We start from the raw sequence: 16,823 nt of genomic DNA on the forward strand, positions 1-16,823 counted from the left end.
CAAACGTGTGAAATAGAGCGACCATAAACAATTCAGGGTTACAGCCGAGCTAGGGTTAAGCAGATTTTCAGTCTACATTAACCTATTACCCCCTAAAAAACGTAGGGGTATTTTGGACAAAGGCTCGTCCCATCAATTCCGTAACTAATTTCGCGCCTTCTCAACTTTTACTTAACCTGAAAAGCCATTTTTCCGCCCCTAGGGTGGTGGCAGCAAGACCTTGCTGCCTGGCTTGACGCTGATGCCTGCTGCTTATGCTGGAAATGAACAAACTTTCGCTGAATATTCCGGACACTATCAAACCACGGGTTGTGGTGATTGGTGGTGGCTTCGGGGGCGTGAACCTCGTGAAGTATTTGCCGGAACAAGATTTTCAGGTGGTGATGCTCAGCAAGCAGAACTATTATGGATTCTGGCCGCTGCTCTACCAAGTGGCCACTGCCGGCTTGGAGCCCGAGTCGATTGCCGAGCCAATCCGCAAGCTCTTTGACGACCGGAAAGACTTTCACTTCCGGTTCGTGCGCGTCACGGACATCGACCCAGTTGGTAAAACGGTAAATACCCTCATCGGTAGCATCAAGTACGACTACTTGGTAATTGCCACTGGTACTCAATCTAACTACTTCGGCAACAAGCAAATAGAGCAGAAATCCTTCCCGCTCAAACAGCTTTCTGATGCCGTCAACCTACGGAGCCAACTGCTCCAATCGTTCGAGCAAGCAAGCATGACCCGCGATAAGCAAACTCGTCAAGGTCTGCTCAACATCGTAATTGCCGGTGCTGGCCCTACAGGCGTTGAATTGGCTGGTTCGCTAGCCGAGATGCGGCAGCACATTCTACCCAAAGACTACCCTGGCCTGGACTTCAGTGAGATGAACATCTACCTAGTCGATGGCCTCGACCGGGTGTTGCCGCCCCTGTCGCCTGCTTCCAGTAAGCGCGCCCATCAGGATCTGGAAAAGCTAGGGGTGAACATCAAGCTCAACAAGCTGGTGTCAACTTACGACGGCGAGGTAGTAACCTTCAAAGACGGCGAGCAGATTCTGACCCAAACTTTGGTGTGGGCAGCCGGGGTAACGGGCGCTACCATCGAAGGGCTACCAGCTAGTTCGCTAGAGCGTGGTCGTTACTTGGTGAATGCCTACAACCAAATCGCCGGCTTCGAGGACATCTTTGCTATCGGCGATATTGCCCTTATGAAGACTGATAAGTGGCCTAAAGGGCACCCACAGGTGGCCCAGCCTGCTTTGCAGCAAGGCGCGCACCTCGCCAAAAACCTGGTACGCCAGCGTAAAGGCGAAGCGTGGAAAGATTTCGATTACTTCGATAAAGGTTCGCTGGCTATCGTGGGCCGCGCCCGCGCCGTCGCCGACTTGCCTGGCAACAAGAGCCTAGGTGGCTTTATTGCATGGGTGGCGTGGCTATTCGTGCACATCTACTACCTCATCGGTTTCCGTAGCAAGCTGATTGTGTTGAGCAACTGGGTGTATCGCCTCTTCACCTACGAACGGGGTACGCGTATCATCATCCGGCCGCTTGTGCGCCACGATTCCAAAGAGGTCGTCGAACTACAAAGCGCGGGCAAATAGCTGAGCTCTACAACAAAACTAAGAAACCACAGAGGCCCCGTTGCTACAGTGCAATGGGGCCTCTGTGGTTTCTTGGGTTAGATTGAGTGCGCGTAGAGAGTACTAATGAAGCACTACGCGTAGCCAAACTTGGTATTCTCTCGTTCCTCGCTTTCATCGGGAGAAGGGGCACTACCGGCGCGCAACAGTTCCGATTGAAAAGGAATGCCATCGGGGTTGCCGTACAAATTACCTTCCTGGTCAAAGTACGTGCAACGTACTGTTTCCTCATCAGCAGTTACCACGGTCATGCTAGGTCCGCCGGAAGCTAGGTGAACAACGTCACCTGTTTTGAATAAGGGCATAGGCTTGGCGCTAAAAGGTTATGGTTTGGGAGCAGAAGAGGTCGTTTTGCGTTTGTCAGCCGTCTTGGTAGAGGTTGCCTTTGTCGTTGTACTCCGCGTCGTTGTGGTGGGTGTTGTCGTTTGGGCCTCGATGCCGGGAGCTTTTGGCGCATCGGCGCGGTCAGCGCGCACATTCTTAGTCCCCGATACAGAGGTTGAAGTCGACGTAGTGCTAGCGGGAGAAGACGTATTTGTGGGCGTCGTTTGCGCGTGTAGGAGCGTAGAGCAAGCCAGCAAACTGGCGAGCAGGAAAGGCGTTTTCATGAGAGCTAGGTAAGTACAATGGTTAGCAAAATCGTACGCGAAAAGGCAGCGAGGAGTTTGGTCGGGTACCCTTCAAAAATACTTCCTAGGTCCGTGTCTCAATATATTATCGTCAGGCTAGGCGTATTCCACATAAGCGCACTTACCCAAGCGGCCACGAAAAGCACCTGTAATAGGTGGTTTTCGTGGCCGCTTGGGTAAGTGCGCTAGGCAGAGGTTAGCTAGAGCAGAGCGCTCAAATCCCGCACCCCTAGGGCTCGTTCTGCGGTGAAGCCTTCGCCAAAATCTACCCCAATGATGTGCCCCATCTCCCGCGCGCGCGCTTCCAGAAAGTTGAAAAAATTAGCGCCTGAAATATAGGTTTGAGGCTCGCTGCTAGTACTTTCCGGATCGTGAAACTGCGTGCGGAAAGCACGTATGGAGGCCAGCTTGGTTTCCCAGTGCGGAGTGATATCCACTACCAAATCTGGCGCAATCTGGCGGTCTTGGATATAATGATAGACTTGCTTGGGTCGCCAAGCCGCCTGGGGCTGCCCATCTGTATCCAAGGTTTCGATCATGCGCAGGCCAGCTAAAAAGCAAGCTTCCGAAGCTAGCTGCGAACCCCGGCCATGGTCTGGGTGGCGGTCATGCAGGGCGTTAAGCAGTACAATCTCGGGCTGGTAGCGGCGTACGGCCGCGATAATAGGCAATTGATGCTCCTGGTCGTTGCGAAAAAAACCATCCGGTAACCCTAGGTTCTCCCGGGCGTGTAAGCCTAGGATTTGCGCTGAAGCTGCTGCTTCTGCGGCCCGTATCTCGGGTGTGCCTCGCGTGCCAAGCTCACCTCGTGTCAGATCAACAATCCCAATTTTTTTGCCTTGTGCCGCCGCACTTAGCAAGGTTCCAACGCAACCTAGCTCCGCGTCGTCGGGGTGGGAAGCAATAGCGAGAATGTCGAGTTTCATGATGAGTTTACTGGGTTCAATGGCTAACAGCAGTTCTAAACCTTTAGCCACTTAGCTATTTACTTCTACTTAATGCGCAATGTGCGGCCTGGTCGCAGGGTAGAGGTGCCTTTGTTTAGCTGTTTTAGCTTACTAACCGACACACCATACCGCTCTGCTATTTCCGACAAAGTATCACCGCCTCGGATGCGGTGCGTGACCGTACGACGGGCCGCCGATGGACGGGCTGCCGCGCTATTACGGCTACCCGAGCGGCTGCGTAGGGCACGGCTATAGTAGTTGAACAGGGAAGACGTAATCTGAAAATTGTCTTTCCATAACTTATAGTCGGGAAAGTCATACATCTCCGTCGGGTTGATTGGATTTCCCTCATACCGCACTTCGAAATGCAAGTGTGAGCCCGTACTCCTACCTGTGTTACCACCTAAGCCAATGACCTGCCCAGCCTTCACGAAGGTGCCAGGCGTCACGAGGGGCTTACTCAAGTGCCCATAAAGGGTCTCGATACCATTGTAGTGGCGTACCAGAAGATAATTGCCATAGCCAGAGCCATCCCACTTCGAAATGCGCACTACGCCGTCAAAAGCGGCACGCACGGAGTCGCCAGTTTCTAGGTCGAGGTCGGTGCCATAGTGCCAGCGGTAGCCTCTAAAGCCAAAGCCGGAGGTAGTAGGCGTGGTATTCAGCGGCATGCGGGCATAGCGCTGCCGCGGCGGATCCGTAAGGTGTAAGGTGAGCGTATCCCGAATGCGGCGCCCATCGACCCGGTAGGGGTTGATATTGTGTGTGTCCCAAATAGCGTAGTAGCCTGCTACTTTAATCCAGGAGCTATCAATCAATACCTCATCCGACATCTCTACAATGTGCTGGCCGCCTTCGTTGAGCGTAGAAGTATCTTCGCTCACAATAGACAGCTTTTTAGCCGGATTGAAAAAGATAGACTTTGCCGCGTCGGAGTTGTCATCTGGTAAATCCTGCGTTTCAATTAGAATAGTCGTATCCGGCCGCACGTAGCGAATGGAAGGCGATTTGATACGAAAAAAATCGGAACGCTTGCCAGCGGCACCAGCTTTGGCTTTGGGTTGGGTAGCTTTGCGACGCTGGGCTTCTACATGCTTCGGAGCTAGCAACAACCCCATCAACAGTAGCACCAGCCCATATTTCAACGAATCTAGCAAGGGCAAAAAGAGTAATTGAATAATCGAGAAGCTGAGTAAAGAGCGAGTGAGTAGCTGAGTAATGCGTTAAACGTCATTGCTCAGCTACTTAAGTACTCAGTTACTCTTAGTTTAGTGTTCGCCAAGTGCTGCTAGATAGCGCTCGGCATCCAAGGCCGCCATGCAGCCCGAACCAGCGGCTGTTACGGCCTGGCGGTAGGTGTAATCCTGCACGTCGCCACAGGCAAACACGCCATCCACGTTCGTTTTGGCCGAACCCGGAATAGTTTTCAAATAGCCTTGCTCGTCGTGATGCAAGTAAGGCTGAAAAATCTTCGAGTTAGGTTCGTGTCCGATAGCTACGAAGAAACCTTTCACAGGAATATCACGTGTCTCGTGATTCAAGGTGTTCTTAACCCGCACGGCTTCTACGGCATGTTCGCCCAGAATCTCGTCTGTGACACTATTCCACAGCACCTCAATTTTAGGATTATCTACTACACGTTTCTGCATGATTTTCGAGGCCCGCATCTCGCCTTTCCGCACGATCATGTACACCTTTGCGCAAAGGTTGGAGAGATAAGTAGCTTCTTCAGCTGCCGTATCGCCGGCGCCTACAATGGCTACTTCTTGACCGCGGTAGAAGAACCCGTCGCAGACTGCACACGCCGATACACCCGAGCCATTCAGCCGCGCTTCCGACTCTAGGCCTAGCCATTTTGCCGAAGCTCCAGTAGCGATAATAACCGTATCCGCTGTTATTTCTTTCCGCTCATCAATAGTCACTTTATGTGGATGACCCGAAAATTCGACGGCCGTAGCAAGGCCATAACGAATGTCGGTACCAAAGCGCTCTGCTTGCTTTTTCAGGTCTTCCATCATTTCCGGACCCATCACGCCGGTGGGGTAGCCCGGAAAGTTTTCAACGTCATTGGTGATGGTTAATTGGCCACCAGGCTGCAAACCCTGGTACATAACGGGTTTCATATTGGCGCGGGCTGCGTAAATGGCCGCTGTGTAGCCAGCTGGGCCCGAGCCAATGATCAGACACTTAACGTGTTCAGGGGTAGTCTCCATTTGCTTTGTAAAAGCAGTGTTGCTTTTGAATAAGGGTGCAAAGGTAAACGCCACTAAGTAGTGGCGTGGAAATCTGTTTCTCCGGGTACAAAGCAGTAACTATGCCTATGCTAGTACCTGACGAAGTGTCCGAAGAATAGATAACCGTTTGGCAATAAAAAACCCCAACGACTGGGCTGGGGTTTTTGAGAGTGGACAAGTAGTAAACTTATCCGAGGTAGGGCTTCAGCGCCTTGGAGCGCGAAGTGTGACGCAAACGGCGGATGGCCTTCTCTTTGATTTGGCGTACTCGCTCACGGGTCAAGTTAAACTTCTCGCCGATTTCCTCTAACGTAAGCGAATGCTCACCGTTCAGACCGAAGTATAGCGTAATGACGTCTGCTTCACGCTTTGTGAGCGTAGAAAGCGCACGTTGTACTTCCTTCCGGAGCGAGTCGTTCATCAGGCCCATATCGGGCGATTCTTCGTCCTCGTTCTCCAGTACGTCGAGCAAGCGGTTTTCCTCACCTTGCACGAAGGGAGCATCGACTGAAACGTGACGACCTGAAATCTTCAGGGTATCAACCACTTCGGAAGTAGTAAGCTCCAGTACTTCCGCAATTTCCTCAGGCGAGGGTTCCCGCTCGAATTTTTGCTCTAGTTCGGAAAACGACTTAGAAATCTTATTCAAAGAACCTACGCGGTTCAACGGCAGACGCACAATACGCGACTGTTCGGCTAGTGCTTGCAGAATCGATTGACGAATCCACCATACGGCATAAGAAATAAACTTAAAGCCGCGGGTTTCGTCAAAACGCTTAGCTGCCTTGATCAGGCCTAGGTTGCCTTCATTGATCAAGTCGCCCAGCGAAAGACCTTGGTTTTGATACTGCTTAGCTACCGACACAACAAAACGTAGGTTGGCTTTCGTCAGCTTTTCCAGGGCTTGTTGGTCGCCTTCTTTAATACGCTGCGCCAGCGTTACCTCCTCGTCGGGAGTGAGCAGGTCTACCTTGCCAATCTCCTGTAAATATTTATCCAGCGATTGGCTTTCGCGGTTGGTGATCTGCTTGCTGATCTTAAGCTGTCTCATTGCGGGCGCGAAAGAATGATAATTCGATAAAAGTTAAACATTTGGCTGTAGCAACCTTCTCATGGATGCCGGTCAGTTGAAATCAACGCACCGGCATCCACGAAAGTTCGACTTAGTAGACCTAGGCAGCACCGTTGTCAGCGGCAGTGCGCTCCGGTTTAGGGAGCAACGCTTTCCGCGAGAGTCGGTATTTGCCGGTTTTCTTATCGATGTCAAGCAGCTTCACGTCAATTTCCTGGCCGACTTCAAGTACTCCCTCAAGGCTGTTGAGGCGCTCATGGCCAACTTCCGAGATGTGCAACAAGCCATCCTTGCCAGGCATTATTTCTACGAAGGCTCCGTAAGGTTGGATGCTACGCACCTTGCCTTTGTAAGTTTCGCCAACCTCTGGCTGCGCCGCAATAGCCCGAATGCGGCCGATAGCGGCTTCCATATCGGGTTGGTTGGAGGCGAAAATACTTACGTGACCTTTTTCATCTTTTTCCTCGATGATAACCGTCGCGTTCGTGTCTTTTTGAATCTGCTGGATCACCTTACCACCTGGTCCGATTACGGCACCGATGTACTCCTTGTCGATGAGCATCTTGTGCGAGCGAGGCGTATGAGGCTTCAAATCGGCAGCAGGAGCGCTGATTGTCTTAGCCATTTCACCTAGGATATGCAAACGGCCCGCGCGGGCTTGATGCAGCGCTTTGGTCAAAATGTCAAACGACAAGTTTTGAATTTTAATGTCCATCTGGCAAGCAGTGATACCTTTTTCAGTACCCGTTACCTTGAAGTCCATATCACCTAGATGATCCTCGTCACCAAGGATGTCGCTTAATACGGCATACTCCTTGGTCTCTTTGTCTTGCACCAACCCCATCGCAATACCTGCAACGGCCGATTTCACCTTGATACCAGCATCCATCAGCGCCAGTGAACCGGCACAAACCGTGGCCATCGAGCTAGAGCCATTCGACTCTAAAATGTCTGACACGATACGAATGGTATAAGGATTCTCTTCCTCAGCAGGTAGCACTTTCTTTAACGAACGCAAGGCTAGGTTGCCATGACCAATTTCACGACGACCAGGACCACGGCTAGGCTTTACTTCACCCGTCGAAAACGCCGGGAAGTTGTAATGCAACATGAATTTGCTGTAGCCCGAAAACATCGCCGAATCAATAATTTGCTCGTCGAGTTTGGTACCTAGGGTTACCGTGGTCAAAGACTGCGTTTCACCGCGGGTAAACACGGCCGAGCCGTGGGCACCTGGCAAGTAGTTTACTTCGCTCCAAATTGGGCGGATTTCCTCGAGCTGACGACCATCCAAGCGTACACGCTCCTTGATCATCATATCACGAATAGCTTTCTTCTCAGCCGAGGAGTAGTAGCGGCTGAACATCTTCATGTCCAACTCAGGCTGCTCTTCCAACAACGTGGTTAAGAACGCTTTCTTTACTTCGCTGAAACCGGCTTTACGACCCTCTTTGCTTGCGTTGCCAGAACGGGCAATCTCGTAGGCTTTCTGGTAGATACCTTCGGTGATGCGCTGCTTCAGTTCATCGTTTTCTTCGTACTGAGGATACTCACGTTTTGTCGCTGCTTTCTCAACAGCGGCGGCAAGTTCTTGCTGTACGCGAACCTGCTCTTTAATGGCTTCGTGGGCGACAGCAATGGCTTCCACCATTTCCTCTTCACTTACCTCGCTCATTTCACCTTCCACCATAGCTACCGAGTCGAGAGTGGCACCCACAATCAGATCAATATCAGCGCGAGCGATGTCAGCAGTTTTAGGATTGATCTGAAGTTTACCGTCGATGCGGGCAACTCGTACTTCCGAAATTGGGCCCGCAAACGGAATATCCGATATCGAAAGGGCGGCCGAGGCTGCTAAAGCTGCCAAGGCGTCAGGTTGTACTTCTTTATCAGCCGAAATTAGACTGATCATTACTTGCACTTCGTAATGATAGTCTTTCGGGAACATAGGCCGCAGGATACGGTCTACCAAGCGCGACACGAGAATTTCGTAGTCGGATAGGCGACCCTCACGGCGTTGGAAAGAACCAGGGATCTTACCAGCAGAACCGAACTTTTCTTGATAATCTACCGAAAGTGGCAGAAAATCTACTCCCTCGCGCTGGCTAGGTTGCGACACCACCGTTGCCAGCAGCATAGCATCACCCAGGCGTACGACAACCGAACCATCAGCTTGCTTAGCTAGCTTGCCAGTCTCGATGGTAATAAGTCGGCCGTCGGGTAGGGTAATAGATTTGGTAATAGCGTTGTAATTAGGCATCTTCAGTTTGCTTGGAACAGCGACAGCGGGCGAGCAGCCAACAAAACGGGCCTGTAGCAGCGCCGCTTTACTCTAGGTACTTCTACTTTCTTTAAAAATAGAACAGCAGAACAGGCCAAAAAGGTGGCTACTCTGCATAAAAAAAGAGTAGGGAACCCTCAGTGAGGGCTCCCTACTCCAGCGGGTGAGCTTACTTACGAATGCCCAACTCCTTGATAATGGCGCGGTAGCGGTTGATTTCGCGGTGCTGCAAGTAATCGAGCAGACGGCGGCGCTTACCAACAAGTTTGAGCAGGCCCAAACGAGTCGAGAAATCCTTCTTGTTCACCTTGAGGTGTTCAGTCAGGTGGTTGATACGGTGAGTGAACAGTGCAATTTGCGATTCAGCCGAACCGGTATCGTTGGCAGATTTAGCCAGGCTGTTCTTCTCGAAAATAGCCTGTTTTGCTTCGGTAGTGAGTTTCATCGGCAGATAGGTTTCCCCGTCTTGGATTAAGCGTGAAAAAAGAAAATTTACAACCCGCATTTCGGGGTGGATGCAAAGATAACAGATTTTTAGTTACCAGTTGCCAGTTAGTCGCATCTACCCAGCTTTACTATAGCAATTTGATAGCGGGCAATTGGTGATTAAAAATCACCCCCGGCGGTACCCGCGGAAAGGCCACCGGATCTTTGCTGGAAGGCGGCGCCAGAAATCCACTTCCAGCAATCCTGAGTCATTGCGAGCTTGGTAGAGGAAAAACAAACCAATAGGAAGTAAGATACAGTCTGCCATCCACATACCTAGGCCTACTGGGATAATGCCTTCTCGGCCTTGCTTCTCCCCGATAATAGAGATGACGTAGTAGATGATGAAGAACAAAATGGCAATGAGGATAGGTACCCCAAGACCTCCTTTCTTGATGATAGCGCCAAGCGGTGCCCCAATAAGGAACATAACCAGAATAGCTGCTGACTGGGTGTACTTACGAAAAATCTCGATTCGGAAGCCACTCGCGTCTTTTCCTAAGTTACTGAGCTGCTCGCCCGATGTGCCCACAAAAGAGCGAACGTTGCGGGCTCGGTTGGCGGCTTGCTGAATAATACCAACCTGCAAGGCCGGTAGACGGGTAATAGGCACCTGCAAGCTTTCGGTTCGGCGATTAGACGCCTGCCCCGTAGTATCGAGGCGCAGGTAGGTATAGTAGGGGTTTAGCTGCTGGATTACACTACGACGCTGCAGCGCTAGGCGGCTGTGCAAAGAGTCAGCCGCTTTCACTAATTGCGGAATATTTTTCATCATCCGGTTTTCCGCAAAGAGTTCTGTCCTAGTACGATTCAAATCGAAGGAGGCTAGCGAAAACGTAATCATGTTGCGCGAGAAAGCCTGGCGGTAAAAACTAGCTCCCGACCGATCGCGCGTATCGGGTTGCTCCACGAAGGTTTGTCCACGAAACAGTTCAAAGCCTAAATACTGCCCATTGAAGCGCGTGAACATGCGCCCGGAGTCGGCCAGAATCATGGTAGAGTTGCCCCGGCCGTTGGTATGGTCATAAATCATGACCCCCATCAAGATGTCACCATCTTTGCCTAGCTTCTGGTTCACTTTGATGGTATAGCCTGGTATACCGTTGTAGAACACACCCGGTCGGATATCCAGAGCTAGCTTCTGCTGACGCACATCCCAGAGCAAACTGTAGGCTCCTAGGTTAGCTTTGGGTACAATGGTATCATTAAACCAGAATGCAAACACGGATAAGAACACGCTGACGATCATCACCGGGCGCAGGATGCGGGTGAGTGAGATGCCCGAACTCTTAATAGCCGTTAGCTCGTGGTGCTCACCTAGCTGCCCATAGGTCATGAGCGAAGAAAGGAGCACAGCTAATGGGAGCGAGATAGGCACCATCAGCACGCTGAAAAAAAATAGCAACTGCCCAATTACCCCGATACCTAAGTCTTTGCCGACCAGATCATCTAAGTATTTGAGCATGTATTGGGTGAGCAGAATGAACTGCACGACCGCGAAGGTGAGAAAGAAAGGCCCAGCGAAAGCCTTTAGAATTAACTTATCAAGTTTTTTCATGAGAATCGGACACGCGTTACCCGTAAGCGGCGCTTGGCGTGCTAAGCATAAATGCGAAACGAAGGTACGGTTCGTTTCGCGCCCGTTTCTGCGGAATTAATAGAAAACCTAGCCGCCAACCAGCTCGCGTAGCTGTTGCACTAAACCATCCCACATTTCCTGAAGTTCGATGTCATCGGTTTCATCTGAATAATCCAGCACGCGCAAAAATACTTCCTGCGTAAGCTGCGATTCTTCAATAGTAAAGTCGAGGTAGTTGGCGTCGGGCATTGACCGTTTCTCCTGGTCTAAAAACACAAAACGCACCGAGCGGTTAGTGCGGTGCGAATTAAGCTCGGCGAAGTGAGATTGATTGTCCCAGATGAAGTTGTAGCGTTGGTTTTCTTCGAGGCGTACTTCTTGGCAAAACCATTGGGCTAGTCCAGAAGGCGAAGCTAGGTACGGATACAATATCTTGGGTGAAGCATTGACCGAATATTCTACCATGAAACGGTGCTTCGTACGAGTAGCAGAGAGCGGCATAAGTAAAGCGACAAGTGCGGCAAAAGGCAAAATAGGTGTAGCCATCAGCGGAGGGTTTTTAATGGCTGCAACCAATATACACATCTTTTTTTTCTACAACGCTTGCACAAGGTTAAATCTTGTGCCTACCTTTGCGGCACCAAACGCGGCGGGGTAGCTCAGTTGGTTAGAGCACAGGATTCATAACCCTGAGGTCACGAGTTCAACTCTCGTCCCCGCTACAAGAAACGGCCTTCCTAATCCAGGAAGGCCGTTTTCGTTTTTCCAGGGGACACTTTAGGGGACAAAAAGCTTCATGACCTATATGAAGATAACAGTCGATAAGATGTCTGCTCCTGGGAGAATTGCCATTAAGAACAGAGTGGGAGCATTACTACGAGTGAAGTATCAGCCCTTTATTCTGAAACTTGTTGGTAAGGTGCTGCGCTTTCTCCAAGAAAAATAAATTGCTTTTCAAAGACACTGTCATTAGGAGCACGCAACTTTATGCTAGGGTGTCAACTCACCGGCTTTGCGCAGTGGATAGAATAACTACGCGGTATTGAGGGCATTTTCCTGATTATGGCGGCCTACATATGTGCTTTGAGATAAGAGAAGTGGGTATTGGTAACTTCTACCGTCTGATTGACGGCCATAGCCACATGGGAGGCTTTGACGGTGGCCAGCCTACTGAGAGCGTACCAAGGCTAGTCGCATGCGGACGTCGCAGAAAAGAACGAAGTAGAACGCGTTTCTTGATTGGGTAGCAGCTTCCTTGCTAAAACTGGCACAGAATTGCTTACACGAGTAGTGGTCTATTATCAATTTCCTATGCCACTCTCTACTGTACGGTATTTTCTAACGTTGACGTTCCTTTTCCTGCTCAACAGCCGAATCTATGCACAAGGCACTCCAGCGACCTTAGATGAACAAAATGGCTTTTTGGGTGCTACATTCGAACGCGAATGGAACACGTTTCAGCATTTAACTAGCTTAAATTGTAGTCCAGTTGAAGGAGCAGATGTGAGTTGCTACACCGGTAGCATTGAGGGACTGACGCTAGGCACCACTACCCTACAGACGATTCAGTATACATTCTACAAGAACTCGTTAGCGGCCATTACTGTGACGCTCAAAGGCACCAAGAATATTGCTGCCTTTTGTCAGTCCCTGCAGGAAGTGTATGGCCCCGGAACGCACTCAGCTGAGGCACCTACAGAAGTGGAGTGGAACGGGGAGCGTGTCCACATGGCCTATAACCTCGTGCAAGGAGAAACCAAGTATGAACCGGTTTTGCGACTGGTTGTGCGCAGTAAGGCGCAAATGACCCGCTATCAAGCCGCTCAATTAGAGGCCCGACGCGCTACTACCCAGCAGTCACTTGACTAAGTGAAGCAGCGGACACCGGTTTATTCTAGTTCGCATCGACTGATAAAACATGTATTGCTGGCTCTTCTGCACCCTTCTTTTCTCTATATCCTTCCCTGTTTAAACGTTGACTTGGCAACGTATTTTATGGCCGAAGTAGATTGCACCTGTCTAATGGCTGCCGTCAGACGAGGCGCTACTATCGGTGTCTACCGTTTCAAGCACCTTCTCAGTCACCATTCGACGAAGAAGTGCATGGTGGGACCGTTTAAGCTAGTTGTTATCTAGAAAATTTACGAGGTGAGATACTGATCTCAAGCCGAGAGGTTATACTAACTTACGCTAGTGCTACACCCGCTAAAGAGCAATGGTCGCGCCTGGTGTAGGACAACTGTGCTGACGGAGAGCACTGAAATATAGGTAAGCGTTGTGCGTAACCTACCTGCACATATACCCAATAGAAGAACAGTGGATGGTCAAGAACTAATTCTCGCCGTGCTGTCGCAGGTTTTAGGTATGGTCGAGTAACTTTTAAGATCTAAAGGCCTGTGCTCCAATACTTAGATAATCGCTTCATTGCCTTGTGAAAATGTGGTAGTAAGGGTGCTCCATTTTCTTGAGCGGCTAGCCGCGCCGCTGCAATGCTTTCAGTAGACGAGTACAAGGTATTCTTAGCCGTAGAGAGGAGAGTGGCACGCTTTTTCTAGTCGCCCAGTTGCTGCTAAATGGCCACCAACAGCATGGAAAAGTGTTCTATATCACATGGAAAAACTAACTAGTGTGCTGCTCGTCGATGACGATGCAGCGGGCAACTTTCTTAACAAACGCCTTTTAGAGCGCTTACATGTAGCTGAGCAACTCCACATCGCAGAGTCGGGCGTCGAGTCGCTAGCGTGGCTTGACCAAACGAATACTCCTCCCTCTTTGCTCTTGCTAGACGTGAGCATGCCAGGCATGAGCGGTATGCAGTTCTTGGAAGCTTACCAGCCACGTCGACACGCGCAGCCACAACCGACGGTGGTGATTATGCTAACCACGGCTATGGACAGTCGCGATTTACTACGGCTGGATGAGTTGGAGATTGATGGGCTGATGAGCAAGCCCTTGACCGAGGAGAAGGTTAACTACTTATTACAATTACATTTTCACCGCCAGCTTTCCGCCTAAAGCGCACTACGCTGGTGCGCTTAATGGTGCGGCATCGATGAGACATTGATGACGACCTAGCTGTTGGTGGTTGAAGCGCGCGGGTATCGTACACGAGCTAGAAAAAAGCTGTATTGGTGCGTGTGCCCCAGCGGGGAGCTTTTTACAGCCTAGCATGAACCGATACAAACGACGGTGAGAATCGTTTGGTGTATACTAAAGGCGCTGCAGTTCGGAGATTTAGCCCGAGTCTAAGTATTACCTCTGAGGAAGAGGCCACGAAGCAGAAGGGAATCCTAATAAAAGCAATAACGTCAAGGCCGTGAGCAAATCAACCAAGCGCCGAAGTTGACATTATATGCCTTACATAGCGAGTGCGACGCTGCCATTTTGAAGGCCAATAATAATGTCGTGATACCAATTCTAGCAACAGCGAGGTAAGCTGGTTTAGATGATTGCTGAATTAAAAAGGAGGTAAATAGCCTTATACTTATCTGCTGGCGCTAGGCATAGTAGATGTATGGCGCCAGCAGATAAGTAAATTAGTGCTTTTGTCTCGCTATAGGAGTTTGTGAAGGACTATGAATATTGATCAAAAGCCCCGTTACCAGTAGTAGCACCTGATAAATAGTTTGCTACCTCTCAGGGCCGGATATTTACTACAACTTGTGCAGTTCTTGCAAGATAGAGCCCGTTAGAAACAAGTCATTGGTCACGTAGGTGCCTTTTTGGCTTTGATCAAGCGTAACACTCATCGTCGTCTTGCCATCCACTATAATACTGGCAGTGAGTTTTGAGTCCGCTGGCGGGATATAGCCACCCGCGCCACATCCTAGAAACAAGGTGCGCACGCTAACAGCATCTGTATGTAGGGCATTCATACCCGCCAACGTGCCGAGTGTATAGGTAGTATCAATGCTGCCCGTGTAGTTCTTCTGAGCGATAAGGGTAGATGTGACGACCCCATCTCGCCGCTGAGTTGCGTAAATCTGCAAATTCGCACCAAGCTTAGGCAATAGATTTTCTCCTGTTACATGCACTGCAACATTATGCGAGGTGCTCATTGGGCTAGCATCCTCGTCCTTGTTGGAGCAGCTCACAAGAGGAAGAACGAATAAGTAGAGGGTATACCGAAGTAGAGATAAATTTTTCATGGCTAATATTAGTATATGCTAATACTTTGCCAATTATACTAACCGTGGACTTAAGCTTGTAAGTCGTTTGTTTCGCCAGCAACAATGCCTTCAGGTGTGTCCGAATTTAGTAAGACTAGGAGCAGTAATAGCTTCTATCCAACTACGCGTGCATATTGAGAATCGCGCGCAAATCAGCCGCTAGCACGCCTAAAAACATTACCAATCAAAAAGCCCCTCCGTGTAGAGGGGCTTTCTAAATTGAAACTCGGTCAACTAGCAGTGCTCCCTAATATACCAAGCACTTCCAAAATTTGAAGTCTTGCTGCAAAACCTGTCCTGTTATCACTGTGATGGTATTGGCAGGCTCATAGCGGTACACCCCCGTTGGCATCACCACATAGGTGCCAGCTGGCACCTCCGCGGCTAAGTGACCCTCCTGCAGCGAATAATGCAGACTGGTGGCGCGCAGTTGCTCAAAGTTGCCAGTGCCAAGTTGATCTAAGGCCGCTTTGCGAATAAAGTATAGCTCCCCCGTGTAGGGGCTATACACCCGCCCTTGCTCGTTAATCAGAGGCATACAATCCCCTTGCCCGTAGCGCACCAAGCCAACGACACCTGGGGCCATAGGACAAATAGCTGGTTCGGGCTCAGGTTCATCTATGGGGCCCGTGGTACAGTACATAGTCAGTAGGGCGAGCGGGGCGAGCAGTAAGCGTTTCAGCACAAGTAGGTACGTATAGAAGTGAAGGACTACTGGCAAGAGCCTGCTGGTGAAAAAAAGGTTGCAAGGGCTTGTGTTGCGTGATAAGAAGAGTACTTGCAGATAGCCTAATGCAGAGCTCCTTGCTTCGTTACAGCAATCAAAAACCACATAGCACGATCAAGCTTGCAATGTTCTCGCAGCCCGTTCGCTGCTTTTTCTGCTGAAGTTGTCTTGAAAGCGGAAGCCATAAGTTTACAACGAGTTACTGAGAAAGGTGTATCTTATCAAGGCACAACGAGTAGTAAGATCAGTATGGAAATGGAGCAACGGATCGAAATATTCCAGGTGCCGGTGAAAGCGGCACTGGGTAGTGCCCCTGGGGCAGCGGTAGATAGCATCGCACTGAACAAGCTGCTGGAGCCGTGGCAAGGCATGCACTGGCGCATATCTAGCATCAGCACGCAGATTGTTGCCTATGAGGCGGCTGGCGCACGGCCCGGACCGTTCGGGAGCGATGCTACCCGCTACACGGCTTTTGTTTCGGTGCTGATGTATCACACGGCCACCTCTTAGGGAGCTTTTTTAGTCTGTTATAAATTGTTGTTGGGGAATTATGCAACCTGCACAGGGGAGCAGTTTTGCCGTAGTTGTCTAGTACACGCAACTCGCCATAGGACTACTGCCATCTCATGCATCCTAGCGAACTTCGACTCCTCTACTGGGTAAGATGGTGTCATAACGCTTAACCTAGGTTTCGCTAATATGCGGTGAGCAGACTGTACAGGAAGTATATAGGGCCAAGTTGTTGAGTAGTTATTTTACGTGCTTACTGCCACATTTATTCAGGCGAGTCGCCCGCGGCCATTTCTAGTTGAGGGGGCTTGTGCCTGGAGCTGGGCGTGTTGGCGGCGCAGGTGACTGCGTTGCCAACGTTGCAAGGAAGGCGCTGCGTCCGTTAAGGTTAATGGATTGGTCGCTGGCAGAAAAGGTGTGGTAGAAAGGGGGGACACAACAGAAACAAGCATCGGTTACAGGACTAGAAATAAGTAGCTACAATAGTAAGATTTATATATTGATATACAAAATCTGTATTTTCCTATTCCTGTGCTATTTCACTACGCCCGTTTGCTGCTG

16 protein-coding genes and 1 tRNA gene are annotated in these 16,823 nt (G+C 50.2%); 5 read left to right on the forward strand and 12 right to left on the reverse strand.

Annotated elements, in window-relative coordinates; all coding sequences use genetic code 11:
• The first annotated feature begins 254 nt into the window (after positions 1-254).
• Complete coding sequence (locus tag BXP70_RS07690) at positions 255-1,589, forward strand: NAD(P)/FAD-dependent oxidoreductase (RefSeq protein ID WP_086593453.1); 1,335 nt, start codon at positions 255-257, stop codon at positions 1,587-1,589.
• A gap of 113 nt (positions 1,590-1,702) precedes the next feature.
• On the opposite strand, the gene BXP70_RS07695 is transcribed toward BXP70_RS07690, so the two are convergent.
• The 10 genes from BXP70_RS07695 to BXP70_RS07740 form a co-directional block, all read right to left on the reverse strand.
• Positions 1,703-1,933, reverse strand: a complete 231-nt coding sequence (locus BXP70_RS07695; RefSeq protein WP_086593454.1) for a DUF2158 domain-containing protein — start codon at positions 1,931-1,933, stop codon at positions 1,703-1,705.
• 18 nt (positions 1,934-1,951) lie between these two features.
• Positions 1,952-2,236 carry a hypothetical protein gene (locus BXP70_RS29410; protein ID WP_143436411.1) on the reverse strand — a complete coding sequence of 95 codons (285 nt, stop codon included), beginning with the start codon at positions 2,234-2,236 and terminating at the stop codon, positions 1,952-1,954.
• A gap of 221 nt (positions 2,237-2,457) precedes the next feature.
• A complete protein-coding gene (gene bshB1, locus BXP70_RS07705) occupies positions 2,458-3,183 on the reverse strand; it encodes a bacillithiol biosynthesis deacetylase BshB1 (RefSeq protein WP_086593780.1) in 726 nt (241 codons plus the stop codon).
• Between the two features lie 65 nt (positions 3,184-3,248).
• Positions 3,249-4,361 carry a M23 family metallopeptidase gene (locus BXP70_RS30915; protein ID WP_317044462.1) on the reverse strand — a complete coding sequence of 371 codons (1,113 nt, stop codon included), beginning with the start codon at positions 4,359-4,361 and terminating at the stop codon, positions 3,249-3,251.
• 111 nt (positions 4,362-4,472) lie between these two features.
• Positions 4,473-5,417 carry a thioredoxin-disulfide reductase gene (gene trxB / locus BXP70_RS07715; protein ID WP_086593782.1) on the reverse strand — a complete coding sequence of 315 codons (945 nt, stop codon included), beginning with the start codon at positions 5,415-5,417 and terminating at the stop codon, positions 4,473-4,475.
• 208 nt (positions 5,418-5,625) lie between these two features.
• Entirely contained in the window at positions 5,626-6,489 is an 864-nt protein-coding gene (locus BXP70_RS07720; protein ID WP_044513580.1) for a sigma-70 family RNA polymerase sigma factor, read from the reverse strand.
• 121 nt (positions 6,490-6,610) lie between these two features.
• Positions 6,611-8,770 (reverse strand): polyribonucleotide nucleotidyltransferase, encoded by a 2,160-nt coding sequence (gene pnp, locus BXP70_RS07725; RefSeq protein ID WP_086593456.1) that lies wholly within the window; start codon positions 8,768-8,770, stop codon positions 6,611-6,613.
• A 190-nt stretch (positions 8,771-8,960) separates the two neighbouring features.
• On the reverse strand, positions 8,961-9,236 hold the full coding sequence (rpsO, locus tag BXP70_RS07730; RefSeq protein ID WP_086593457.1) for a 30S ribosomal protein S15: 276 nt from the start codon (positions 9,234-9,236) through the stop codon (positions 8,961-8,963).
• 168 nt (positions 9,237-9,404) lie between these two features.
• Positions 9,405-10,835: an LptF/LptG family permease gene (locus BXP70_RS07735; protein WP_086593458.1), complete on the reverse strand. Its 1,431-nt coding sequence runs from the start codon at positions 10,833-10,835 to the stop codon at positions 9,405-9,407.
• A 108-nt stretch (positions 10,836-10,943) separates the two neighbouring features.
• Entirely contained in the window at positions 10,944-11,402 is a 459-nt protein-coding gene (locus tag BXP70_RS07740; protein ID WP_245849560.1) for an START-like domain-containing protein, read from the reverse strand.
• Between the two features lie 102 nt (positions 11,403-11,504).
• Here BXP70_RS07740 and BXP70_RS07745 point away from each other — a divergent pair.
• From BXP70_RS07745 to BXP70_RS07755, 3 genes are all read left to right on the forward strand, one after another.
• Positions 11,505-11,578: transfer RNA gene (locus BXP70_RS07745), tRNA-Met, on the forward strand.
• Between the two features lie 589 nt (positions 11,579-12,167).
• Positions 12,168-12,725, forward strand: a complete 558-nt coding sequence (locus tag BXP70_RS07750; protein ID WP_143436412.1) for a hypothetical protein — start codon at positions 12,168-12,170, stop codon at positions 12,723-12,725.
• A gap of 741 nt (positions 12,726-13,466) precedes the next feature.
• Positions 13,467-13,871, forward strand: coding sequence for a response regulator (locus BXP70_RS07755; protein ID WP_086593460.1), 405 nt, complete (start codon positions 13,467-13,469; stop codon positions 13,869-13,871).
• A 638-nt stretch (positions 13,872-14,509) separates the two neighbouring features.
• On the opposite strand, the gene BXP70_RS07760 is transcribed toward BXP70_RS07755, so the two are convergent.
• The gene (locus BXP70_RS07760; RefSeq protein ID WP_086593461.1) at positions 14,510-15,004 is read right to left on the reverse strand and encodes a hypothetical protein; all 495 of its coding nucleotides are present in this window, start codon (positions 15,002-15,004) and stop codon (positions 14,510-14,512) included.
• A 268-nt stretch (positions 15,005-15,272) separates the two neighbouring features.
• A complete protein-coding gene (locus BXP70_RS07765) occupies positions 15,273-15,710 on the reverse strand; it encodes a hypothetical protein (protein WP_143436413.1) in 438 nt (145 codons plus the stop codon).
• Positions 15,711-16,007: 297 nt separating this feature from the next.
• Between BXP70_RS07765 and BXP70_RS07770 the strand changes: the two genes are divergently transcribed.
• On the forward strand, positions 16,008-16,262 hold the full coding sequence (locus tag BXP70_RS07770; protein WP_143436414.1) for a hypothetical protein: 255 nt from the start codon (positions 16,008-16,010) through the stop codon (positions 16,260-16,262).
• Positions 16,263-16,823 lie beyond the last annotated feature (561 nt).

Origin of the sequence: Hymenobacter crusticola (genome assembly GCF_002154225.1) — a bacterium.
GTDB lineage: Bacteria > Bacteroidota > Bacteroidia > Cytophagales > Hymenobacteraceae > Hymenobacter > Hymenobacter crusticola.